At 72.5% G+C, this 20,674-nt stretch carries 21 protein-coding genes and 1 tRNA gene; 13 read left to right on the top strand and 9 right to left on the bottom strand.

Annotated elements, in window-relative coordinates; all coding sequences use genetic code 11:
• The coding region (locus tag VFV67_RS01790) for a homocysteine S-methyltransferase family protein (RefSeq protein WP_326466676.1) at positions 1-1,677 on the bottom strand (1,677 nt) is incomplete at its 3' end.
• Positions 1,678-1,829: 152 nt separating this feature from the next.
• Here VFV67_RS01790 and VFV67_RS01785 point away from each other — a divergent pair.
• The 5 genes from VFV67_RS01785 (at position 1,830) to VFV67_RS01765 (ending at position 6,191) form a co-directional block, all read left to right on the top strand.
• On the top strand, positions 1,830-3,005 hold the full coding sequence (locus VFV67_RS01785; protein ID WP_326466675.1) for a CaiB/BaiF CoA-transferase family protein: 1,176 nt from the start codon (positions 1,830-1,832) through the stop codon (positions 3,003-3,005).
• A 35-nt stretch (positions 3,006-3,040) separates the two neighbouring features.
• Positions 3,041-3,658, top strand: coding sequence for an HAD family hydrolase (locus tag VFV67_RS01780; RefSeq protein ID WP_326466674.1), 618 nt, complete (start codon positions 3,041-3,043; stop codon positions 3,656-3,658).
• On the top strand, positions 3,655-4,620 hold the full coding sequence (add, locus tag VFV67_RS01775; protein WP_326466679.1) for an adenosine deaminase: 966 nt from the start codon (positions 3,655-3,657) through the stop codon (positions 4,618-4,620). The genes VFV67_RS01780 and add overlap by 4 nt, the downstream gene beginning before the upstream one ends.
• Before the next feature lie 144 nt (positions 4,621-4,764).
• A complete protein-coding gene (locus tag VFV67_RS01770; protein WP_326466673.1) occupies positions 4,765-5,616 on the top strand; it encodes a lytic polysaccharide monooxygenase in 852 nt (283 codons plus the stop codon).
• On the top strand, positions 5,616-6,191 hold the full coding sequence (locus VFV67_RS01765) for a DUF305 domain-containing protein (protein WP_326466672.1): 576 nt from the start codon (positions 5,616-5,618) through the stop codon (positions 6,189-6,191). Before VFV67_RS01770 ends, VFV67_RS01765 begins: the two co-directional genes overlap by 1 nt.
• A 3-nt stretch (positions 6,192-6,194) precedes the next feature.
• Here the strand turns inward: VFV67_RS01765 and VFV67_RS01760 are convergent, their stop codons facing one another.
• The 3 genes from VFV67_RS01760 to VFV67_RS01750 form a co-directional block, all read right to left on the bottom strand.
• Complete coding sequence (locus tag VFV67_RS01760) at positions 6,195-6,557, bottom strand: hypothetical protein (RefSeq protein ID WP_326466671.1); 363 nt, start codon at positions 6,555-6,557, stop codon at positions 6,195-6,197.
• A 3-nt stretch (positions 6,558-6,560) separates the two neighbouring features.
• The gene (locus VFV67_RS01755; protein WP_414636152.1) at positions 6,561-6,818 is read right to left on the bottom strand and encodes a DUF397 domain-containing protein; all 258 of its coding nucleotides are present in this window, start codon (positions 6,816-6,818) and stop codon (positions 6,561-6,563) included.
• Positions 6,819-6,910: 92 nt separating this feature from the next.
• Complete coding sequence (locus VFV67_RS01750; RefSeq protein WP_326466669.1) at positions 6,911-7,801, bottom strand: helix-turn-helix transcriptional regulator; 891 nt, start codon at positions 7,799-7,801, stop codon at positions 6,911-6,913.
• Between the two features lie 163 nt (positions 7,802-7,964).
• On the opposite strand from VFV67_RS01750, the gene VFV67_RS01745 reads away from it, so the two are divergent.
• Positions 7,965-8,801 carry an SAM-dependent methyltransferase gene (locus tag VFV67_RS01745; RefSeq protein WP_326466667.1) on the top strand — a complete coding sequence of 279 codons (837 nt, stop codon included), beginning with the start codon at positions 7,965-7,967 and terminating at the stop codon, positions 8,799-8,801.
• Positions 8,802-8,807: 6 nt separating this feature from the next.
• Here VFV67_RS01745 and VFV67_RS01740 read toward each other — a convergent pair whose 3' ends face one another.
• On the bottom strand, positions 8,808-10,250 hold the full coding sequence (locus VFV67_RS01740; RefSeq protein WP_326466666.1) for a helix-turn-helix transcriptional regulator: 1,443 nt from the start codon (positions 10,248-10,250) through the stop codon (positions 8,808-8,810).
• Entirely contained in the window at positions 10,247-11,734 is a 1,488-nt protein-coding gene (locus tag VFV67_RS01735) for an Hsp70 family protein (protein WP_326466665.1), read from the bottom strand. Before VFV67_RS01735 ends, VFV67_RS01740 begins: the two co-directional genes overlap by 4 nt.
• A gap of 348 nt (positions 11,735-12,082) precedes the next feature.
• Here VFV67_RS01735 and VFV67_RS01730 point away from each other — a divergent pair, with 348 nt between their 5' ends.
• The 4 genes from VFV67_RS01730 (at position 12,083) to VFV67_RS01715 (ending at position 16,642) form a co-directional block, all read left to right on the top strand.
• Positions 12,083-12,658: a hypothetical protein gene (locus tag VFV67_RS01730; RefSeq protein WP_326466664.1), complete on the top strand. Its 576-nt coding sequence runs from the start codon at positions 12,083-12,085 to the stop codon at positions 12,656-12,658.
• A gap of 78 nt (positions 12,659-12,736) precedes the next feature.
• Entirely contained in the window at positions 12,737-13,342 is a 606-nt protein-coding gene (locus tag VFV67_RS01725; RefSeq protein WP_326466662.1) for an IniB N-terminal domain-containing protein, read from the top strand.
• Between the two features lie 16 nt (positions 13,343-13,358).
• Positions 13,359-15,170: a dynamin family protein gene (locus tag VFV67_RS01720; protein WP_326466660.1), complete on the top strand. Its 1,812-nt coding sequence runs from the start codon at positions 13,359-13,361 to the stop codon at positions 15,168-15,170.
• Positions 15,167-16,642, top strand: a complete 1,476-nt coding sequence (locus VFV67_RS01715; RefSeq protein WP_326466658.1) for a dynamin family protein — start codon at positions 15,167-15,169, stop codon at positions 16,640-16,642. Before VFV67_RS01720 ends, VFV67_RS01715 begins: the two co-directional genes overlap by 4 nt.
• On the opposite strand, the gene VFV67_RS01710 is transcribed toward VFV67_RS01715, so the two are convergent.
• Positions 16,596-17,795: a sialidase family protein gene (locus VFV67_RS01710; protein WP_326466656.1), complete on the bottom strand. Its 1,200-nt coding sequence runs from the start codon at positions 17,793-17,795 to the stop codon at positions 16,596-16,598. The two genes, VFV67_RS01715 and VFV67_RS01710, sit on opposite strands and share 47 nt — an antisense overlap.
• Positions 17,796-17,950: 155 nt before the next feature.
• Here VFV67_RS01710 and VFV67_RS01705 point away from each other — a divergent pair, with 155 nt between their 5' ends.
• A complete protein-coding gene (locus tag VFV67_RS01705; protein WP_326466655.1) occupies positions 17,951-19,027 on the top strand; it encodes a hypothetical protein in 1,077 nt (358 codons plus the stop codon).
• Between the two features lie 187 nt (positions 19,028-19,214).
• Here VFV67_RS01705 and VFV67_RS01700 read toward each other — a convergent pair.
• Positions 19,215-19,287: transfer RNA gene (locus VFV67_RS01700), tRNA-Lys, on the bottom strand.
• Positions 19,288-19,436: 149 nt separating this feature from the next.
• On the opposite strand from VFV67_RS01700, the gene VFV67_RS01695 reads away from it, so the two are divergent.
• Positions 19,437-20,054: a DUF3558 family protein gene (locus tag VFV67_RS01695; RefSeq protein ID WP_326466653.1), complete on the top strand. Its 618-nt coding sequence runs from the start codon at positions 19,437-19,439 to the stop codon at positions 20,052-20,054.
• A gap of 72 nt (positions 20,055-20,126) precedes the next feature.
• Here VFV67_RS01695 and VFV67_RS01690 read toward each other — a convergent pair whose 3' ends face one another.
• A complete protein-coding gene (locus VFV67_RS01690) occupies positions 20,127-20,285 on the bottom strand; it encodes a hypothetical protein (protein WP_326466651.1) in 159 nt (52 codons plus the stop codon).
• Between the two features lie 14 nt (positions 20,286-20,299).
• Between VFV67_RS01690 and VFV67_RS01685 the strand changes: the two genes are divergently transcribed.
• Entirely contained in the window at positions 20,300-20,515 is a 216-nt protein-coding gene (locus VFV67_RS01685) for a hypothetical protein (RefSeq protein WP_326466650.1), read from the top strand.
• Positions 20,516-20,674 lie beyond the last annotated feature (159 nt).

The raw sequence follows: 20,674 nt of genomic DNA, 5'->3' as shown, positions 1-20,674 counted from the left end.
GTTGAGCACCTGCCGGGCCGCCGCGTTCAGTCCGAACGAGACGTTCGACACGCCCAGCGTGGTCTGCACCTCCGGATACCGCCGCTTGAGCTCCCGGATCGCCTCGATCGTCTCGATCGCGTCCCGCCGCACCTCCTCCTGGCCGGTGGAGATCGGGAAGGTGAGCGTGTCAACGATGATGTCGGACACCCGCATTCCCCAGTCGGCGGTCAGGTCCTCGATCAGCCGGTCGGCCACCCGCAGCTTCCACTCGGCGGTGCGGGCCTGGCCCTCCTCGTCGATGCACAGCGCCACCACGGCCGCACCGTGCTCGCGCACCAACTCCATGGTGCGGCCGAATCGTGACTCCGGTCCGTCGCCGTCCTCGTAGTTCACCGAGTTGACCGCGCACCGCCCGCCCAGCCGTTCCAGCCCGGCCCGGATCACCTCCGGCTCGGTCGAGTCGAGCATGACCGGCAGCGTGGACGCGGTGGCCAGTCGTCCGGCCAGCTCACCCATGTCGGCCACGCCGTCCCGGCCGACATAGTCCACACACAGATCCAGCAGATGCGCGCCGTCCCGGGTCTGCGCCCGGGCGATCTCCACGCAGTCCTCGTACCGGCCCGCCAGCATCGCCTCCCGGAACGCCTTGGAACCGTTGGCGTTGGTCCGCTCCCCGATCATCAGCACCGAAGCGTCCTGCTCGAACGCAACCGCCTGGTACAGCGAGGAAATCCCCGGTTCGGACACCGGCGTCCGCTCGACCGGCGCGGCGTCGCGCACCGCGGCCACCACCGCGCGCAGGTGCTCGTCGGTGGTTCCGCAGCAGCCGCCGACCAGCCGAACCCCGAACTCCCGCACGAAGTCGGCCAGCGCCTCGGCCAGCTCGTCCGGCCCGAGCGGGTACACGGCGCCGCTGCGACCCAGCTCGGGCAGCCCGGCATTGGGCATCACCGACAGCGGCACCCGGGCATGTCGGGACAGCGTGCGCAGGTGCTCGGTCATCTCGGCCGGCCCGGTCGCGCAGTTCAGCCCGATCAGGTCGATACCCAACGGCTCCAGCGCCGCCAGCGCGGCCCCGATCTCGGTGCCCAGCAGCATGGTTCCGGTGGTCTCCACGGTCACCTGCACGACCACCGGGACCACCCGGCCCTCGCCGGCCATCGCCCGGCGCGCCGCGATGATCGCCGCCTTGGCCTGCAGCACGTCCTGCGCGGTCTCCACGATCAGCGCGTCCACCCCGCCGGCCAGGAGGCCGTGCACCTCCTCCAGGTAGGCCTCGCGCAGCGCCGCGAACGGGGCGTGGCCCAGCGTGGGCAGCTTGGTGCCCGGTCCCATCGAGCCGAGCACGAACCGCGGCCGGCCCGGTTCGGCGTACTCGTCGGCCACCTCCCTGGCCAGCCGGGCGCCCGCCTCGGCCAGTTCCCGGATCCGCTCGGAGATGTCGTACTCGACGAGGTTGGCCAGGTTCGCCCCGAAGGTATTGGTCTCCACCGCGTCCGAGCCGGCCTCGAAGTACCGGCGGTGCACCGCGCGCACCACGTCCGGGCTGGTCACGTTCAGGATCTCGTTGCAGCCCTCCAGCCCGGCGAAGTCGTCCAGCGACAGGTCCGCGGCCTGCAGCATCGTGCCCATCGCGCCGTCGGCCACCAGCACCCGGTCGGCCAGCGCGGTCAGGAACTCGCTCACCTCAGTCATCCAAGCGCGTGGCGCTGGTGTCCCGGTCCAGCTCCCGTCCGGGCAGCCGGGCGCTAGGCGGGGTCGAGGCCGAGGTGGCGGGCGACGACGGCCAGTTGGTCGGCGTAGTGCTCGGCGGCCGGAGATCGATCCGGCTCACTTACGCTGGCGGCATGCTTCCGCTCGACGGGATGCTCGTGGTGAGCATCGAGCAGGCGGTGTCCGCGCCGCTGGCCACCCGCCAACTCGCCGACCTGGGGGCCAGGGTGATCAAGGTCGAGCGGCCGGACGGCGGCGACTTCGCCCGCGGCTACGACACCTCGGTGCGCGGCATGGCGTCGCACTTCGTCTGGCTGAACCGGTCCAAGGAGTCGGTCACGCTGGACCTGAAGTCCCCGGCCGGGCGCGCGGTGCTGGACCGGCTGGTGGCCAGGGCGGACGTGTTCGTGCAGAACCTGGCCCCTGGCGCGGCGGCCCGGCTCGGGTACGACGCGCCCACGCTCGCCGGGCGGTATCCCCGGCTGGTCGCGGTCGACCTGTCCGGCTACGGCGGAACCGGGCCGTACCGGGACAAGCGCGCCTACGACCTGCTGGTGCAGAGCGAGGGCGGCCTGGTGTCGGTGACCGGCACGCCGGACGACCCGGTGAAGACCGGCATCCCGACCGCCGACATCGCCGCCGGGATGTACATCTTCTCCGGGGTGCTCGCCGCGCTGCTGCGCCGGGAGCGCGGCGGAACCGGGACCGCGCTGGAGATCACCATGTTCGACTCGACCGTGGAGTGGATGGGCCACCAGGTGCAGCACGCGCTGCACACCGGCGAGCAGCCGCGTCGGATGGGCCTGTCCCACACGGTGATCGCGCCGTACAACCGGTACCCGGCCAAGGGCGGCGAGCAGGTGCTGATCGGCGTGCAGAACGACCGCGAGTGGCGCCGGCTGGCCGCCGACCTGATCGGCCGGCCGGAGCTCGGCACCGATCCGCGCTACGCCACCAACGTGGCCCGCACCGCCAACCGGGACGAGGTGGACGCGCTGGTCGCGGCAGCGACCGCGACCCGGCCGGCCGGCGAGCTGATCGAGCTGCTGGACCGGGCCGGCGTGGCCAACGCCCGGCTCAACGAGCTGCCGGACGTGGTCGATCACCCGCAGCTGTCCGCCAGGGACCGGTGGCGCGAGGTCGACTCGCCGGTCGGCCCGCTGCGCACCCTCCTGCCGCCGGTGGTGTTCGACGCCGACCCGCCCCGGCTGGGCCCGGTGCCGGCGCTCGGCGAGCACACCGGCGCGGTGCTGGCCGAGTTGGGCTACACCCCGGCCGAGATCGACGCGCTCGGCGGCGGGGCGGCGTGAGCGAGCCTGCGAGCGAACCATCGGACACTGCCGCGATGAGCTTCACGATCGGCTTCGATCTGGACATGACCCTGATCGACCCGCGCCCGGGCATGGTGGCGGCGATGTCGGCGCTGGGCCGGGAGACCGGTCTCCCGCTGGACGGTGACTACTTCGCCGCCAACCTCGGTCCGCCGCTGGCCGTGGTGCTGCGTGAGTTCGGCGCGCCGGACGAGCGGATCGACGAGCTGGTGACCCGGTTTCGGGCCAGCTACCCGGACATCGTGATCCCGCGCACGGTCGCGCTGCCCGGTGCGGCGGCGGCGCTCGCGGCCGTGCGCGAGTCGGGCGGGCGCACCCTGGTGGTCACCGCCAAGCACGCCCCGAACGCCGCCAAACATCTGACCGCCCTCGGCTGGCAGGTGGACCACCTCGCCGGTGACCTCTGGGCCGCGGGGAAGGCCGAGGCGCTGCGCGCGCACGGCGCCACCGCCTACATCGGCGACCACGCCACCGACATGGCCGGCGCCCGGGCGGCCGGCGCGGTGGGCGTCGGGGTCACCACCGGCCCGTGCGACGCGGCGACCCTGCGCACGGCCGGCGCCGAGGTGGTGCTGGACAGCCTGGCGGAGTTCCCGGCGTGGCTGCGCACGCACCTGGCGGCCCGGACGTGAGAGACCTGGCCCGGCTGCCGAAGGTGCACCTGCACGTCCACCTGGAAAGCACGATCCGGCCGGACACGCTGCGCGGGCTTGGCGTGTCTCCGCCGGCCGGGCCGGTGACGTTCGCCGGCTTCCGGGCGTTCGGCGACTTCAATGCGGCGATCCGCGAGGCTCCCCGGCGCCCGGCCGATTTCGCCCGCCTGGCAAGGGAGTTCTGCGCCGACGAGGCGGCCCAGGGCACCCGGTACGCCGAGGTGATGTTCACCGCGGCGGCGCACGGGGAGCGGCTGGGCGATCCGGAGATGCCGCTGCGTGCGGTGCTGGACGGGCTGGCCGAGGGGCGCGCCGAGTACGGCATCGAGTGCCGGCTGCTGCTCGACCACTCCCGGCGGCGTTCGGTCGAGCGGGCCTGGCGGACGCTGCGGCTGGCCGAGAAGTACGCGCCGGAGGTGGCCGGGATCGGGCTGGCCGGCGACGAGGCGTACCCGGCCGCGCCGTTCGCCGAGGTGTGCACCGCCGCCAGGGCCGCCGGGCTGCACGTGGTGCACCACGCCGGGGAGAGCGCCGGGCCGGCCAGCATCCGGGAGGCGATCTCGGCGGGCCGCACCGAGCGGCTCGGGCACGGCATCCGGGTGCTGGACGATCCGGAGCTGGTGGCCGAGGTGCGCGAGCGCGGCATCGCGCTGGAGGTGTGCCCGTCGTCCAATGTGGCCCTCGGCCTGGTGCCGTCGCTGGCCGAGCACTCCCTGCCCCGGCTGCGCGCCGCCGGGCTCGCGGTCACGGTGAGCACCGACATTCCCGTCGTCACCGGAACATCGCTCACCGCGGAGCTGTCCGGGGTGCGCGCGGCGTTCGGCTGGGACGACGCCGCGATGGCCGAGCTGAACCATGCCGCGATCGACGCCTCGTTCGCTCCCGAGCACACCAGGCGCAGGCTGCACGAGGAGACCGCCCGGTGGCTCGCCGCTGGGTGAGGTGACCTCGCGCCGCGGCCGGGTGTCGGTACGGGTGGCGGGTTCCCGCCAGTTCGCCGGAAAATTGTCTAGACCAATTGACGCGGCCGCCGGCGATCATGCACGTTCGTAGCTGCAGCCCATCCACCCTGCCAGGAGGGCACAGTGAAGGTACGACACACTCTCGCACTGTCCGGCGCGGTGGTGGTTGCCGCCGCGGCCGTTGTGGTCGCCGTGCTGCCGGCCGCGCCGGCCGGTGCGCACGGGACGATGTCCGACCCGGCGAGCCGGGTGTACGTGTGCAAGCAGCAGAACCCGGAGAACCCGACCAACGCGGCGTGCCGCGCGGCCATCGCCGCCGGTGGCACCCAGCCGTTCTACGACTGGAACGAGGTGTCGCTGCTCACCGCGGGCGGCCGGCACCGGGAGCTGATCCCGGACGGCAAGCTGTGCAGCGCCGGCCGGGACAAGTACCGGGGCCTCGACCTCGCCCGCGCGGACTGGCCGGCCAAGCGGATCTCCGCCGGTCCGCTGACCATCACCTACCACGCCACCGCGCCGCACGCGAACAGCAACTTCGAGTTCTACATCACCCGGGCCGGCTGGTCCCCGACCCAGCCGCTGCGCTGGTCGGATCTGGTGCACCTGCAGACGTTCAACAACCAGAACCCGGCCACGTTCACCAACTGGACGATCACCATCCCGCCGCGCACCGGCCGACACCTGATCTACTCGATCTGGCAACGGGTGGTCGGCAGCGAGGAAGCCTTCTACACCTGCTCCGACGTGGACTTCGGCGGCGGCGGCACTCCGCCCCCGACCAGCACCACCACCCCGCCGCCACCGAGCACCACCCCCGCTCCGCCGCCACCCGGCGGAACCTGGGCGGCCGGCACCAGCTACCAGGCCGGCGCCGTGGTGACCCACAACGGATCCCGCTACACCTGCCGGCAGCCGCACACCGCGATCGCCGGCTGGGAACCGCCCAACACCCCCGCCCTCTGGCAGCCGGCCTGATGACCCGAGCGGTCATCGGCCTGATCGCCGCCGCCGCTGTCCTTCTGGCGGCGTGTTCGTCGCCGGCGCGCCCTGCCTCGACCGCGCCGGCGACGAACCCGGTCGTCCACACCGGGTTCAACGGCAACGACGTGATGTTCCTGCAGATGATGGTGCCGCACGATGAGCAGGGCCGGCTCATCGTGCGGCTGGCGGCGGACCGGGCGGCCAGTGCCGAGGTGCGTACGCTGGCCGCGGCCATCGATGCCACCCAGGCCGATGAGGTGGCGACGATGTCCGGCTGGTTGCGCGCCTGGGGCCAGCCGGCCAGCGCACCGGCGGGTTCGCACGCCGGGCACGGGGGAATGCCGGACACCACGAACCGGGAGATCGCGACGTTGCGCCGGACCGGGGGCCCGGACTTCGACCGTCGGTTCCTCAATGTGCTGATCGCACACCAGGATGACGCGATCCAACTGGCCAAAGTGGAGCAAACCAGCGGTCACAACCCGGATGCCGTCGCCATGGCCGAGCGGATCGACCGTTCCCGGTCGGCCCAGATCCAGCAGATGCTGCGGATGCTCGGCCAGGCCTAACGGTCATCTGCAGGCGGGTACCGAAATGAGCGAGCTTGCATCGGTGCGCGGTGCGCCGGGAACCCGGTCGTCCGGCAGGGCCAGCAACTTGTCCAGCACCTCACCGGCCGTTCCGGCCTGCTCCCAGAACACCCGGTGCGGCGCGAGAATGTCGGCGTCGCTCGGCAGCCGCGCCGCCACCGCGTCGTCCTCGCCGTGCAGCCGCACCACATCGATCACCTCGTCGTGCACCCGAATGCCGACGAGGGCCACCACCTCGCCCTCCTCGTCACGCGGATCGATGAACCGGAAACCCCGCTCCCGTAAGGCCTTGATCTGGGTCCAGGCAGCGCGGGACGGATCAGCGGGATCGTCGGACACGCTCATCGCTCACCGCCCTCCGGCAGCGACGAGCAGGGCACCGAGCCCGGCAACGGGTAGCACCAGCATCGGCCCGTCCGGGTCTCGGGAGTTGCGCACGGCGACCCGCCGTGGCGGCACGTGGGTGAACTCGATGCAGTTTCCGATCGCGCCGCTGTAGCTGCTTTTGCGCCATCGGGGAGCGTCGAGCAAGGTCGCCGGTGAGCCGTTCGCGATCTTCATCACGATGTCACCTTTCCGAATCTGCGAATGCGTCTGCACGTGCATCTGACCGTGCTGACGTTAGCTCGCGCGTTACGAAAAGGCACGGGGGGAATGCGGCTTACACCCGATCGGCCCAGCCGGCCGGTTGCCCGGCGCTACAACTCCGCGCGCAGCTTCGACAGCATTGCCCGGCTGCGGTCCGGCGGTTCCGCGTCGACCGTGAGGCGATCGAAAACGCGACTGTACAACTCGACCTCGTCCTGCCGGTCCAGGTACAGGGCACCGGTCAGATGCTCGATGTAGACGATGTCCGGCAGTTCCGACTCGGCGAACCGCAGCAGGCAAAAAGTCCCCTCGGCGGCATAACCGCTCAATGCGTAGGGCACGACCTGTAATGTCACCTGCGGCAAACGGGTGATTTCCAATAGGTGATCGAATTGTTCGAGCATCACGTTCCGGCCACCTATCGGCCGGTGCAGTACGGACTCGTCCATGACCACCCACAGTTTCGGCGCGCCCGGACCGCGGAGCACCCGCTGCCGCTGCATCCGTAACGCCACCCGGCGCTCGATGTCCGCACTGGCCAGTTCCGGCCGGCCGTGGCTGGCCACCGCCAGGCTGTACTCGCTGGTCTGCAGCAGACCGGGCACGAACTGCGACTCGTGGATCATGATCCGGGATGCGGACTCCTCCAGCCCCACGTAGTCCTGGAACCAGGTCGGCATCAGGTCGTGGTACCGGTGCCACCAGCCCCGCTCGTTGGACCGGACCACCATGGCCATCACCGCGTCCCGGTCGGCCTGTTTGGTGACGCCGTACATGGTCAGCAGGTCAGCCACATCCCGCGCCTTGAAGCCGACCCGGCCGAGCTCCAGCCGGCTGATCTTCGACTCCGACCCGCGGATGGCGTATCCGGCGTCAGCCCGGGATATGCCCGCCGATTCGCGCAGCCGGCGCAGCTGCGCGCCGAGGATGATGCGGCGCGCGGTCGGGCCGCCTCCGCCGTGATCGCGCCAAGCGGCGTCATCCGGCGTGCTCGCAACCATCACCCGTTCTCCTCAGTAACTCCCGTTCCCGTCACAGACCGTACCCACCGACTGCGGTCGGTCAAGTCTCCCGCATGTTTACGCTTCCGGTTGCCCCACTTAACATGTGCTTCCGGTACAAACTTCGTACCGTTCGGTTTTCACGACGCTGTGTGAGGCGGACATGTCCAGCGCCAAGTCGGCTCTGGTCGATGTGGCACCGGTGTACATCGACACGACCAGGGCGAGCATCGCGCGCGTCTACGACGCGTTTCTGAATGGCAAGGACAACTACGAGATCGACCGCGAAGTGTTCCGAAGAGTGCAACGGGTCGCGCCGGAGGCGGCGCTGCTGGCCCGGGACAACCGCGAGTTCCTGATCCGGGTCACCCGGTTCATCGCCGGCCAGACCGGAATCACCCAGTATCTGGACTGCGGTTCCGGTTTGCCCACCGCGGAGAACACCCATCAGGTCGCCCGGCGGATCCAACCCGAATCGCGGGTGGTCTACATCGACATCGACCCGGTGGTGCTCGCCCACGGGCGCGCGCTGCTCGAAGACAACGAAGACACGCATTTCGTCGCGGCCGACATCTTTCGGCCCGAGGAGGTCATCGAGAACGCGCAGGTGCTGGGCTACCTGGAACTCGACGAGCCGATCGCGCTGTTCCAGCTCGGCACTCTGCACCATTACGACGGCGAACGCTGCCCCGCCGACATCATGCGCTGCTATATCGAGGCGCTGCCGTCCGGCTCGTACGTGGCGATCAGCCACTTCTTCGACCCGGAGACGCCGGAGCAGAGCGAGCTGGCCCGCCGGCTCGAGGAGGCCTTCGTGCGCAGCTCGCTCGGCACCGGCCGGTTCCGCACCAGAGCCGAGATCGAGGCCATGTTCGCCGGCCTCGACCTGATCGAGCCCGGCATCACCCGGTGCGCCGAGTGGTGGCCGGACGGCCCCCGGATCAGACCGCTCGATCCGGTGCAGCACTGCATCGTCGGCGGGGTCGCCCGCAAACCCTGACTCCGGCTACATCGGACCGAGCCGGGAGCGCAACGCGGCGATCAGCTCGGCCCGGTTGGCCGCGACCAGCTTCTGGCGCAACCGCGCCACATGCTGCTCCACGGTCTTCGGCGAGATGTACAGCCGCGCCCCGATCTCCTTCTGCGTCAACCCATCCAGCAGCAGCTCGCCGACCGCGCGCTCCCGGTCGGACAGCCCGCCGGCCGCGCCGGTCCGGGACAGGATCCGCGAGCGCAACGCCCGGCCGGTACCGAGCAGGTCCTTGGCCGCGCCCGAGTCACCGAGCCGGGCGGCCGCGGCACCGCACAGCGCCGCCGCCTCCCACGGCGATCCCGCGTCGGCCAGCGCCTCGGCGGTGCCGGTCACCACAGCCGCGTCGAACCGGCCGGACAGCACCGCGGCCCACGCGGCGGCGGTCGCCGCCTGATGCGGACCGCCGACGGTGCCGAGCGCTCCGGCCGCCCGGGCGGCGGCGATCGCGTCGTCGGTGACCACCGCGCGGTGCAGCCGCCACCACGCCTCGGCGGCCACCGCCCAGGTCGGCGCCCCGGCCCGGGCCACCGCGGCCGCAACCGCGTCCACCACGGTGTCCCGGTCGTCCGGCGAGACCCGGGCCGCCGCAACGGAAAGCTCGCCCCACGCGTCGAGCAGCAGCAGCTCCACATCGGATCCGGTGACCACCGGCGCCACCCGGTGCCAGGTGGCCCGTAGCGCGTCGTCGTCACCGGCCCGCCGGGCCAGCCCGACCGTGATCGCCGCCGCCAGGACGGCGTCCCGGCGCAGGATCGGCACGTCGCTCGCGGCGGCCAGCGCCTCCCGGGCGTCGGTCAGCCGGCCAGCCCGCAGGTCCAGCCAGGCGGCCAGCAGCCGGCGCCGGGTGCTGCCCGGCCGGTCCTGGGACGCGGCGAGCATGTCCCGCGCGGTGCGGTCGCCGCCGCCGGCGATCGTCACTGTGACCGCCAGGTCGTCCCAGCGCTCGGCGGCGAACGGATCGGCCGGCACGGTGGCCACCGCGAGGCCGGCCAGCTTCCGTGCCGCCCGGGCGAAGCAGCCGCGCACCGCGGCCACGGTCGCGTCCACGCCGTCCAGCAGCACGGTCAGCCCGCGCGGCGCCGAGCCGGGCAGGGCGACGTGCGCCTCGGCCAGATCGCCGGACGCGGCACCGACGTCGCCGGACAGCGCCGCGGCCAGCGCCGCCCGGGCCGCGGCGGTCGCGGCGGGCGCGCCGTCCAGCGCGCCGGCCACCCGGCGCCAGCGGGCCGCGGCGTCGGCAAGCGCGCCGTCCGCGGCGGCCGCGGCCGCGGCCACCCCGGCGGCCCGGCAGTCCGGGTCGGTGCCGGCGGTCAGCGCCCGGTCCGCCGCGTCGATCGCGGTGACCGCGTCCCCGGCGAGCCAGGCCAGCTCGGCGCGCACCGCGTCGTTCGGCGCCGCCGCGGTCATCGCGGTCATCGCCGGGCTCCCGCGGTCGTGCTGGGGCCGGCCGGCGCGGGCGTCGCGCCGGTGGTCGTCGTGGTCGTGGCGGTCGTCGGTGCCGGCGGCCGGGTGGTGCCGGGGTTGTTCCGCGGCGGCGTGCTGCGGGTGGGCTGCGGCGCGCTGGTCTGCGGCGCGCGCCGGGAGGTGCTGGTCCTGGCCGGCCCGGGCTGCTCGGCCCGCACCGGCGAGGAGACCGGGGAATCGGTCACCGGCCGCTGCGAGGTCTGCTCGGTCACCGTCTCCGCGCCGGCGTCGGCCGGCGTGAGCCGGTTCATCACCATGGCCATCGTGCTGGTCACCGCGAGCGCGCCGAGTGCGGCCGCCACCACGGCCGTGACCGCGGTGCGGGAGAACCGGCCGAGCGGCCCGCGCCGCTCCGGCGCCGCCGGCGCCGGGCCGATCCGCTCACTGAAACTGTTCTGCGGCAACGGTTCCGGCGCCGCCACCGGCGGTGGCGTCCAGTTCGCCGGCCACAGGCCCACCTGGGTCCGCTGCACCTGCGGGCCGCGGGCGGCCAGCGCGGCGCCGGCCGCGACCAGCCCGGCCGGGTCGGCGCCGGCGGCCACCGGCCGGCCGAGCCGTTCGGAGACCACCTGGGTCACCAGCGGGATCCGGGCCGAACCGCCGGCCAGCAGCACGGCGGCCAGGTCGGCGGGGGCCACCCCGGCGGTGCCGAGCACGCGCAGCAGCATGCCGGCCGTCTCCTCGATCGCCGGCCGGATCATGTCCTCCAGCTCGACCCGGGTCAGCCGCACCTCGGTGTCGATTCCGGGCAGCGTCACCGGAACCGACACGTCGGTGTACCCGGACAGCGCCTCCTTGGCGGCCGTGCACTCCCGGCGCAGCCGGGCCACCCCGGCGAGCACCGCGGGATCGGCCGGATCCAGCGCGTCCCACGCCGCGCCGACCGTGCCGCGCACGTGCTCGAACACCGCCTCGTCGAAGTCCAGCCCGCCGACCTCGACCTCCTCCGGCGGCCCGGCCAGCACGAACCCGTCGTCCGCCCGGCGCAGCACGGCCAGCCGGCAGCCGGTGCCGCCGAGGTCGTAGACCGCGACGGCACCGCCGGGGGCGACCCGTTCCCTGGCGTCGTGGGCCAGCGCAGCGGCGTGCGGCTCGGGCAGCAGCAGCGCCTCGATCCGGACCGCGGACAGCGCGCCACGCAGCGCCGCCACCCGGAACCCGCCCCAGCCGGCCGGATGGGTCACCGCGATCCGGGTGGCAGCAGCGCGCTCCCGCTCGGCGGCGGCGCCCACCGCGCGGGCCACCAGGCGGGCGGCCAGCGCCTCCGCCGGCACCACGGCGTCGCCGAGCCGCAGGGGCGTGCCGTCTCCGATGCGGCGCTTGAACTGCCGGGCCACCCGGCCCGGATCGGCCGGCGCCAGGCGCTCGGCCTCGTCACCGACCAGCAGCGCCCCGCCGGCCTGCGCAAAGACCACCGACGGCAGTGCGAACGGCACGATCTCGGGTCCCGTGGACCCGCCCGTCCGGCTCACCGCCGCGGTGCAAAGTAACTCGCCGATATCGACACCCACGCCATACGACATCGCAGTTTCCCCTCGTTTGCTCAAACGTCCCGACTCCGGAGCCCACACGTAGCCTTCGGCGTTACGGTTCACCGGGATTGGCTGATCTAGGGAAAACCCCGTAATCCGCGCCGGGCCTCGGGATTCGCCCCGGTATCCCGGTGTCCGCGGAACCGGACATCGCCCCGATGGCAGCGGGGATTGCGAAACCTAGCTTGGTTGTCAACCGGACCGAGGGGTCTGGGGGGCAGGCGCCCCACCAACCAAACAGGGAGAGCAGTCATGAACAACCCGATCAACTTGAGCGAGTTCCTTGCCGACCTGACCGAGGACCTGGACCTGGACCTCGACCTGGACCAGAACACCGCCACCTCGCAGCAGGCCGCGCTGGCCAACCCGCAGGAGGCCAACCAGGACAGCACCCAGGTGCAGGACCTGGACACCACCACGCAGACCGCGGGTGGCGACGGCGGCAACGGCGGCACCGCGGTCGGCGGTGACGGGGGCAGCGCCAACGGGGGCAGCGGCCTCGGCATCGGCGGCAACGGCGGCGACGTCGACCAGGACGGCGTTGTCAACATCAACTTCGGGGACACCGCAGGCGGCAGCGGATTCGGCTTCGGCGGCAACGGCGGGATCGCCGGGCGCGGTGGCGACGCCGACGCCGGCGGCGGCAACGGCGGCGACGCCGAGTCCAACGTGGATGTGGACGCCGACGCGGACAGCGACCAGGACGTCGACCTCGACTCCAACCAGACCTCCGTGCAGGACAACGACACCGACCTGCGGTCGAACTTCGACCTGGACGTCGACCAGGAGATCGAGAACATCGTCGAGGAGCTGGACCTGCCCCTGTAGTTCGAACCGTCGTGAGTGGTCGGGGCGCCGTGGGGTCGCCCCGGCCACTCGCCATCTGCCCAGCTTGGAGTGAGTGACATGCAGGTCATCGACACGCTCGTCGAGTTCCTGATGAGCCTGATGAGCGACGAGGAAACCCAGGCCGCCTTCGCGGCGGACCCGGAGGGGGTGCTGGCCGCCGCCCGGCTGGACGGGATCACCGGGGCGGACGTGCGCGACGCGCGGCTGATGATGGCCGACGGCGGCGGGCTGCGCTGCACCGGCGACGAGTGGACCGGATCCACCCACCACGACGCCGTGCGGGAGATCCAGCACACCACGAAGCACTACGAGGTCACCGACCAGACCTTCAACTTCGTCAACATCGACGACCGGGACACGCTGATCAACGACTCGTTCAACGACTCGTTCAACAGTGACGACGACGGGGTCGACACCGACACGACCAACGTGGTGGCGATCCAGGACAACGACACCGACATCGACGTGATCGATGTGGACAACCCGGTGGTCCGGCCGGACCCGGAGCCCGAGTCGGAGCCCGCCGCCGTCGTCGAGGAGGAGGTCGCGTTCGAGCCGGAACCGGTTCCCGAGCCAATCCCGGCTCCGGTCGAGGACGAACTCCTCGCGGACGAGGTGGAACCGGCGGACGACCCCGATCTCGACCACGCCGCGATCGGGTGAGAGGGGCAGGGCGGACATGACGGCACTGGTGCGGGCGGTGGACCTCGCGCTCGACGCGATCTCCGGGTATCGCCGGCCCGATCTGGAGACCCGGCTGCGCCAGGCCCGGGCCCGGCTGCTCGACGAGCAGGTCCGGGTGCTGGTGGTCGGGGAGTTCAAGCAGGGCAAGAGCATGCTGGTCAACGGACTGGTGGGGGCGCCGGTCTGCCCGGTGTTCGACGACATCGCCACCGCCGTGCCGACCGTGGTCAGGTACGCGGAGTCGCCTTCCGCCACCCTGATCCGGGTTCCCGACCCGGACGGCGACCCGACCGGACAGCGGATCGAGCGGACCCCCATAGCGCTCGAGCGGCTGGCCGAGTTCGCCTCCGAGTCGGGCAACCCGGGCAACCGGGAACGGCTGGGCCAGATCGAGGTCGGCCTGCCCCGCGCGCTGCTGGAGGGTGGCCTCGAACTGGTCGACACCCCGGGCGTCGGCGGGCTCAACTCGGTGCACGGCGCGGCCACCATGTCCGCGCTGCCCTCGGCCGACGCGGTGCTGCTGGTCTCCGACGCGGCGCAGGAGTACACCGCGCCGGAGCTGGAGTTCCTGCGCCAGGCGATCGCCGTGTGCCCCAACGTGGCCTGCGTGCTGACCAAGACCGACCTGTACCCGGAGTGGCGCACGATCGCCGAGCTGGACCGCGGCCACCTGGCCCGGGCCGGCATCGACGCGAAACTGTTCACCGTCTCCTCGACGCTGCGGTTCGAGGCGCTGCGCGGCGGCGACAGCGAGCTGAACACCGAGTCCGGCTACCCGCCGCTGCTCACCTACCTGCGCCGCGAGGTGCTCGGCCAGGCCGACGATCTGGCCAGGCGGTCGACCGTGCACGACGTGCTCGCGGTCACCGAGCAGATCGCCGAGAGCCTGCGGGCCGAGGAGTCCGCGCAGCGCAACCCGGAGAAGGCGCAGGAGCTGATCGGCCGGCTGACCACCGCCGAGCAGCGCGCCACCGGCCTGAAGGAGCGGTCCGCCCGCTGGCAGCAGACGCTGTCCGACGGCGTGGCCGACCTCAACGCCGACATCGACTACGACCTGCGCGACCGGCTGCGCGAGATCATGCACGAGGCCGAGGAGGCGCTGTTCCGCGGCGACCCGGCCAAGATCTGGGACCAGTTCGCCCCCTGGGTCGAGCAGGCCGTGGCGAACGCCGCGTCGGCCAACTACGTGTGGGCCACGCAGCGGGCGCGCTGGCTGGCCAACCGGGTGGCCGAGCATTTCGACGAGGACCGGGTGCACCTGCTGCCCAGCCTGCGCACCGAGCCGTCGGACGCGCTGCGCTCGGTGCGCGCGCTGAGCGTGCGGCCGGGCGAGAACTTCGGGCTGGGCCGGCGGTTGCTGACCGGGTTCAAGGGCGGCTACATGGGCGTGCTGATGTTCGGCATGCTCGGCACGCTGATCGGGCTCTCGCTGCTGAACCCGATCTCGGTCGGGGCCGGCGTGCTGCTCGGTGGGCGCAGCATCGGCGACGAGCGCAAGCGACTGGTCACCCGGCGACAGAACGACGCGAAGACCGCGCTGCGCCGCTACATCGACGACGTGACCTTCCGGGTGGGCAAGGACTCCCGGGACATGCTCCGGGTGGTGCAGCGGGACCTGCGCGATCACTTCACCGCACAGGCCGAGCAGATGAAGCGCTCGGTGCAGGAGTCGTTGCAGGCGGCGCAGAACTCGGTGAAGGCGTCCAAGAGCGAGCGGGACGCCCGGCTGGCCGAGCTTTCCACCGAGCTGTCCCGGTTGGACGCGGTGCAGCGTCAGGCCCGCGGTCTGCTTCAGGAGAAGCCATGACTGAGAACCTGTCGGATGCCGTGCGCAAGGTGCTGCGCCTGGCCGTCTACACCTACCGGGACCAGCCGCGCACCGTGGAACTGTTGCGCCGCCAGCTGGAGCGGCTGGACGAGCCGCTGCGGGTGGCGATCGCCGGCAAGGTCAAGGCCGGCAAGTCCACCCTGCTCAACGCCTTGGTCGGCGAGGCGGTCGCGCCCACCGACGCGGGCGAGTGCACCCGGGTGGTGACCTGGTACCGGGACGGCGCCAGCCCACGGATCACGTTGTATCCCAAGGACGGCGCTCCGTCCCCGCTGCCGGTGGTGCGCCGGGACGGAGCGCTCACCATCGACCTGGGCGGCACCGCGGCCGAGCGGGTGGACCGGCTGGTGGTGGACTGGCCGGCGCAGAGCCTGCGCGGCACCACGCTGATCGACACCCCGGGGATCGCGTCGCTGTCCACCGACGTGGCCCGGCGCACGCTGCGCTTCCTGGACCCGGAGGACGAGACCCCCACCGAGGCCGACGCGGTGCTCTACCTGATGCGGCACCTGCACGTGACCGACACCGAGTTCCTCGAGTCGTTCCGGGACCAGGGCGTGGCAAGGGCCACCGCGGTCAACGCGGTCGCGGTGATCTCCCGGGCCGACGAGATCGGCGGCGGCCGGGTGGACGCGATGCTCTCCGCGCGGGCGATCGCCACCCGCTACCGGTCCGAGCCGGCGCTCGCCGGGTTGTGCCAGAACGTGGTCGCGGTGGCCGGGCTGCTCGCGCACACCGGCCGCACGTTGCGGCAGGCCGAGTTCACCGCGCTGGCGGCGCTGGCCGACGCGCCACGCGACGAGTTGGACGCCGCCCTGCTGTCCGCCGACCGGTTCCTGGCCGGTGACGAGACCCGGCGGGCGCTGGTGCACCGGTTCGGGCTGTTCGGCATCCGGCTGGCCACCATGCTGATCCGGCAGGGCGTGCGCAGCCCGGCCACGCTGTCCACCGAGCTGGTCGGTCGCAGCGGGCTGGCCGACCTGCAGCGGGTGCTGCACGTGCAGTTCGCCGAGCGGCGCGACCTGCTCAAGGCCCGCTCGGCGCTGCTGGCCATGGACCGGCTGCTGCGGGCCGGCGGTGATGACGGCCGGGGCCTTGCCGCTGCGGTGGAGCGGATCCTGGCCGGCGCGCACGAGTTCGCCGAGCTGCGGCTGCTCGGCGCGCTGCGCTCGGGTGCCGTGCGGCTGCCGCAGCCGCTGTCCACCGAGGCCGAACGGCTGCTCGGGGACTCCGGCGCGGCCCCCGCAGTGCGCCTGGGTCTGCCCGCCGAGGCCGGCCCGGACGACCTGCGCCGTACCGCACTGTCCACACTGGACCGATGGCGCCGGCACGCCGAGAACCCGATGCTGTCTCGGCGCGCCGCCGACGCCTGCCGCGTGCTGGTGCGCACCTGCGAGGGCATCCTCAGCCGAAGCGCACGTCCGCCCAGCGCACGCCGTCTGGCGAGGTGAGGAACCCGCCGCCGGACCCGCCGGTGGTCACCGCCAGGTAGCCGCCCCAGGTCCGGCGCACCGAGTGGAACCGCGGCCCGTCCTGCACCGGTTCGAAGTTGCGTCCGCCGTCCACGCTGCGGTAGGCCGGTCCGACGTCGTCCGGTGCCACGAACAGCGCGCCGTCCGGCAGCACCACCGCGTCGCCGCCCAGCGTGCGCGGCGGGTTGCCGTTGGCCCACCAGGTCTGCGTCCAGCTCCGCCCGCCGTCGGTGCTCTGATAGATCGCGATCAGCGAGCGCGGCTCCCAGCCGTCCGGGCGCCGGCCGGTGGCCAGCGCGTACACGGCCGACCCGGCCGCGGTGACCGACACCTGGTCGGCCACGGTGCCCGGCACCACCGGCAACGGCACCACCGACCAGCTCGCGCCGCCGTCCCGGCTGCTGGCGACGGACAGCGCCCCGGTAGCCCGGTCCCGCCCGGACACCCACCAGCTGCCGTCCGGGGCCGGCCGCCGGCTCGGCGTCGGCGCGTCCAGCGGGGGCAGGTCGACCAGCCAGGCCCGCTCGCCGGAGTCCGGCAGCGACACCACCACCCGCCGCCACGAGCAGTCGCTCTCCGGCGGCATCCGCTCCAGGCACCGGGTCTCCAACACCGCGTCCGCCGGTATCCGGCTCACCCGCAGATCCGGCGTGGTCGACGCGACCCGCCAGCTACGTCCCGCGTCGCCGCTGTAGTACCGGTCATGCCGGCCACCGTCGGCCAGGTCGGTCAGCACCAGCCGGTCCCCACCGAGCGCCACCACCCGCCCGACCAGCTTCTCCGGCGCCGCCAGCTCCGGCACCCCGAACGGCCGCTCCGCCCACCGCACCCCGTCCTCGGTGACCAGCAGCCGCCGCTCGCACCGGTAGTCCGCCCCGTCCGTGCACCGCCCCCACAGCGCATACCCGCGCCCGGCCCCCGCGAAGTCCACGTCATACACCACCGGCACCGTGTACTGCCCGACGTCCGCCCCCGCGGTCGGCTCGGTCATCCGAGGCAACTCGGTCGCCCGCTCCCTCGCCACCGGCTCCACCCGCAGAATCGGAACCGCCACCCCCACCGCCACCGCGACCAGCAGCAACCCGATCGCCAACTGCCGACCGGTCACCCCCGACCCGTCCTCGGCCCTCATGCCATCCAGTCTGACCGATCCCACCGGGATCAGATGATCTTGCCCGCACCCACATGGGTGGTCCATCGGGCGAGCGGGTAACGGCGGTTCGGGTCCCGGCGACAGTCACAACGCGCGACGACGTGATCACCGTTTCGAATGGACGGAGGCGCATCATGCGGCGGACCTGGCGCGCGGTCGGAACCATCCTCCTGACCGGGCTGCTGCTCGCGGCGCTCACCACCTCGGAGGCGGCCGCGGACACGGACAACGGCGGCTTCGAGAACGGCGACACGGCCGGTTGGACGGTGGCCAAGCCGTGCGGCGGCGGGCCGGGCGGCTGGTTCGCGACCGGGAGCACGACCACTCCGCTGATCGGCGCCATGATCCCGCCGGCCCCGGAGGGCGACTTCGCCGCGGTCACCGACCAGACCGGCCCCGGAACGCACATCCTGTACCAGGACGTCGCGGTGCCGCCCGGCCCGGCCAGCCTGCTGTCGTTCTTCCTCTACTACCGCACGAGCGCGCCGGCCCTGCACACCCCGGACACCCTCGACTGCGCCACCGGGCCCAACCAGCAGTACCGGGTGGACCTGGTCGACCCGGCCGCGCCGGTGGACACGGTGGCCGTGCTCGCCGAGATCTTCCGCACCGAGGCCGGCGCCCCGCTGTCCCTGCCCCCCACCCGCTTCACCTTCGACCTGTCCCCGTACGCCGGCCAGACCGTCCGCCTCCGGTTCACCCAGGTCAACACCGAGGGCCTGTTCTGGGCCTCGGTGGACGCCGTCCGGGTCGAGGCCCTCCCGCACACCCTGCGCCTCTACCTGCACGGCGTGCACACGCCAGGCACCGCCGGCGCCTTCACGATGAACACCACCCCCGCCCCGGCCGGCACCCTGTCGGTCAACCTGCTCACCGCCCCAACCTGGTTCAGCGCCCCCTCGCTCACCGGCCGCTTCCCCTCAGGTGCCCGCTTCACCCTGGTCACCCCCTGCACCCTCGGCCTCGCCGTCGCCCCCACCTACCGCCTCTGGGCCACCGACGCCACCACCGAGCACCTCCTAACCCAAACCTCCCCCCCGCTGTCGTTCTGCCTAGGCCAACGCACCCTGAAACTGCCGGTCCACACCCCCCTCACCCTCACCAACCAACGCCTCAAACTCACCGTGTCGACCCCCCTCTCCACCACCCTCACCCTCCCCCTGGGCCCCACCACCTACCTCCAAGCCACCAACTTCACCGGCACCCCATGAAAGTCGGCGGACCAACAACCACCCGAGCGAAAGCCCCGCAGCCCACGAAGCGCCGGTCGAAGACCACCAAGATCAGCCTGGCCAGGGCGAGGAGCTCGCACCGTGGGAGGTTTGGGGGCCCGGCCCCCAAACATGATGACGACCGACCTGGTCCGCGCTCTCCGCGGACAGCTGCCGGCTGAGGTCGTGGGCCGCCCGGGGCTCGAACCCGGAACCTACTGATTAAAAGTCAGCAGCTCTGCCGATTGAGCTAACGGCCCGGCCGTCATGGTAGCCAAGGTGGGCGCGCGGCCCGTCAGTTGACGTGGGGTTTGGCTCCCCAATGGCTAGAGTGACCGGCCGAGTGCGAAAGGTAACCATTGCGTCGACGATGGAGAGGACCTTGGCAGGGACTGCCCGGACGCCGGCGGTGAACGCGGCGGCGTTCGCCGTCATCGTTCTCATCGGCGCGCTGGCCGCGGGGTGCTCCGGCGACCCGGAACCGCCCGCTGCTGCCGGCACGAGGACCAGCGGGGGCGTGGCGCTTGCCGTTCCGGCCGTGCCGAACCCGTTGGACACCAATGGGTTTCGGGATGCGCCATGCCAGCTCATTCCCGAGCAGCGGGCCGGTGAACTCGGCGTGCCGGTCGCGGAGGAGGAACGGACCGGCAGTCGGTTGGCGTGCGTATGGCGCGCCGGGGAGAGCGGCTCGAATGCGGTCGATGTCCTGAGTGTCCGGGTGCAGACCGACAGTGGGCTGGCCGCGATCGCCCAGCAGTGCGAGGGCAGGGATGGGTGCGCGTCCTGGACCGTGGCGACCATCGGCGACTATCCCGTGATCCGCGCCAACGGTGAGCTCGAATCGAGGCATGGCCTGTGCCGGTTGTTCGTCGGTGTCGCCGACCGCACTGCGATCATGGTGACCGATGGCGACCTGGACGCCGTGCGGAAGGGGACATCCGAAGGCGGCGCCGGCGGGCCACGCTGCGACCGCGCGGAGCGCGCGGCCACTGCACGGTCACCGCGGGGGACGGGAAGCCGGAGGTGATCTTTTTCAGCTGGCAGCGGCGGATGCGGCCGGAGTTCACCGGGGCGGCGCGGATGACCTGCGAGCAACCGGTCAGGTGGTCACCGGCTCGGCCATCACCGTTGCGAGTATCACGCGGGGGCCGTTGATCGCGGTACCGCTGTTCGCGGCGGGGCTCGGGGGGTTCTTCTTCTTTCCGAGGTTCACCGCGCTCGCGGCCAGTTTGTCCCATCCCTTCGGTCGGATCGTCACGCGCCTCACCGGGCGTGACCGGGGCATCTGACGCCGCGCTGTCCGGCGAAACCACGCGGAGCCGGCTTGTCGACGGCGCCGCCGCCGAATTACGGGTGGTCGCACTGTTCGACGCCCGCCCCGGCTACGAAACCGCGCTGTTGCCGGCCTGGGAGTGGCCGGCCGCGCCGAACTCCTGGCCGGCACAGCCGGCCAGGAGCAGACCGGGCGCCTGGACCAACTACGTCTGATCGCGATGAACCCGGACAGTCCACTATGGATCAACGGTGCGGTCGTCGCCACGCTGACCCATGGCGGTCAGAGCGAGCGCTGATAGGACCGGAACGCGCGGGTGGCGATCCAGCCCATGGCGACCGCGACCGCGAGCAGGCCGCCGAGCCGCACCAGGA

This window comes from Actinophytocola sp. (assembly GCF_035762905.1).
GTDB lineage: Bacteria > Actinomycetota > Actinomycetes > Mycobacteriales > Pseudonocardiaceae > DASYTH01.
This window is presented reverse-complemented; position numbering and strand designations above follow the sequence as displayed.

What these genes read in the sequence shown, in the direction of transcription:
- VFV67_RS01785 (WP_326466675.1), top strand. Translation starts at nt 1,830, where the DNA reads ATGCTTCCGCTCGACGGGATGCTCGTGGTGAGCATCGAGCAGGCGGTG.
- VFV67_RS01780 (WP_326466674.1), top strand. Translation starts at nt 3,041, where the DNA reads ATGAGCTTCACGATCGGCTTCGATCTGGACATGACCCTGATCGACCCG.
- VFV67_RS01765 (WP_326466672.1), top strand. Translation starts at nt 5,616, where the DNA reads ATGACCCGAGCGGTCATCGGCCTGATCGCCGCCGCCGCTGTCCTTCTG.
- VFV67_RS01760 (WP_326466671.1), bottom strand. Translation starts at nt 6,557, where the DNA reads ATGAGCGTGTCCGACGATCCCGCTGATCCGTCCCGCGCTGCCTGGACC.
- VFV67_RS01755 (WP_414636152.1), bottom strand. Translation starts at nt 6,818, where the DNA reads ATGCACGTGCAGACGCATTCGCAGATTCGGAAAGGTGACATCGTGATG.
- VFV67_RS01750 (WP_326466669.1), bottom strand. Translation starts at nt 7,801, where the DNA reads ATGGTTGCGAGCACGCCGGATGACGCCGCTTGGCGCGATCACGGCGGA.
- VFV67_RS01745 (WP_326466667.1), top strand. Translation starts at nt 7,965, where the DNA reads ATGTCCAGCGCCAAGTCGGCTCTGGTCGATGTGGCACCGGTGTACATC.
- VFV67_RS01740 (WP_326466666.1), bottom strand. Translation starts at nt 10,250, where the DNA reads ATGACCGCGATGACCGCGGCGGCGCCGAACGACGCGGTGCGCGCCGAG.
- VFV67_RS01730 (WP_326466664.1), top strand. Translation starts at nt 12,083, where the DNA reads ATGAACAACCCGATCAACTTGAGCGAGTTCCTTGCCGACCTGACCGAG.
- VFV67_RS01725 (WP_326466662.1), top strand. Translation starts at nt 12,737, where the DNA reads ATGCAGGTCATCGACACGCTCGTCGAGTTCCTGATGAGCCTGATGAGC.
- VFV67_RS01720 (WP_326466660.1), top strand. Translation starts at nt 13,359, where the DNA reads ATGACGGCACTGGTGCGGGCGGTGGACCTCGCGCTCGACGCGATCTCC.
- VFV67_RS01715 (WP_326466658.1), top strand. Translation starts at nt 15,167, where the DNA reads ATGACTGAGAACCTGTCGGATGCCGTGCGCAAGGTGCTGCGCCTGGCC.
- VFV67_RS01710 (WP_326466656.1), bottom strand. Translation starts at nt 17,795, where the DNA reads ATGAGGGCCGAGGACGGGTCGGGGGTGACCGGTCGGCAGTTGGCGATC.
- VFV67_RS01705 (WP_326466655.1), top strand. Translation starts at nt 17,951, where the DNA reads ATGCGGCGGACCTGGCGCGCGGTCGGAACCATCCTCCTGACCGGGCTG.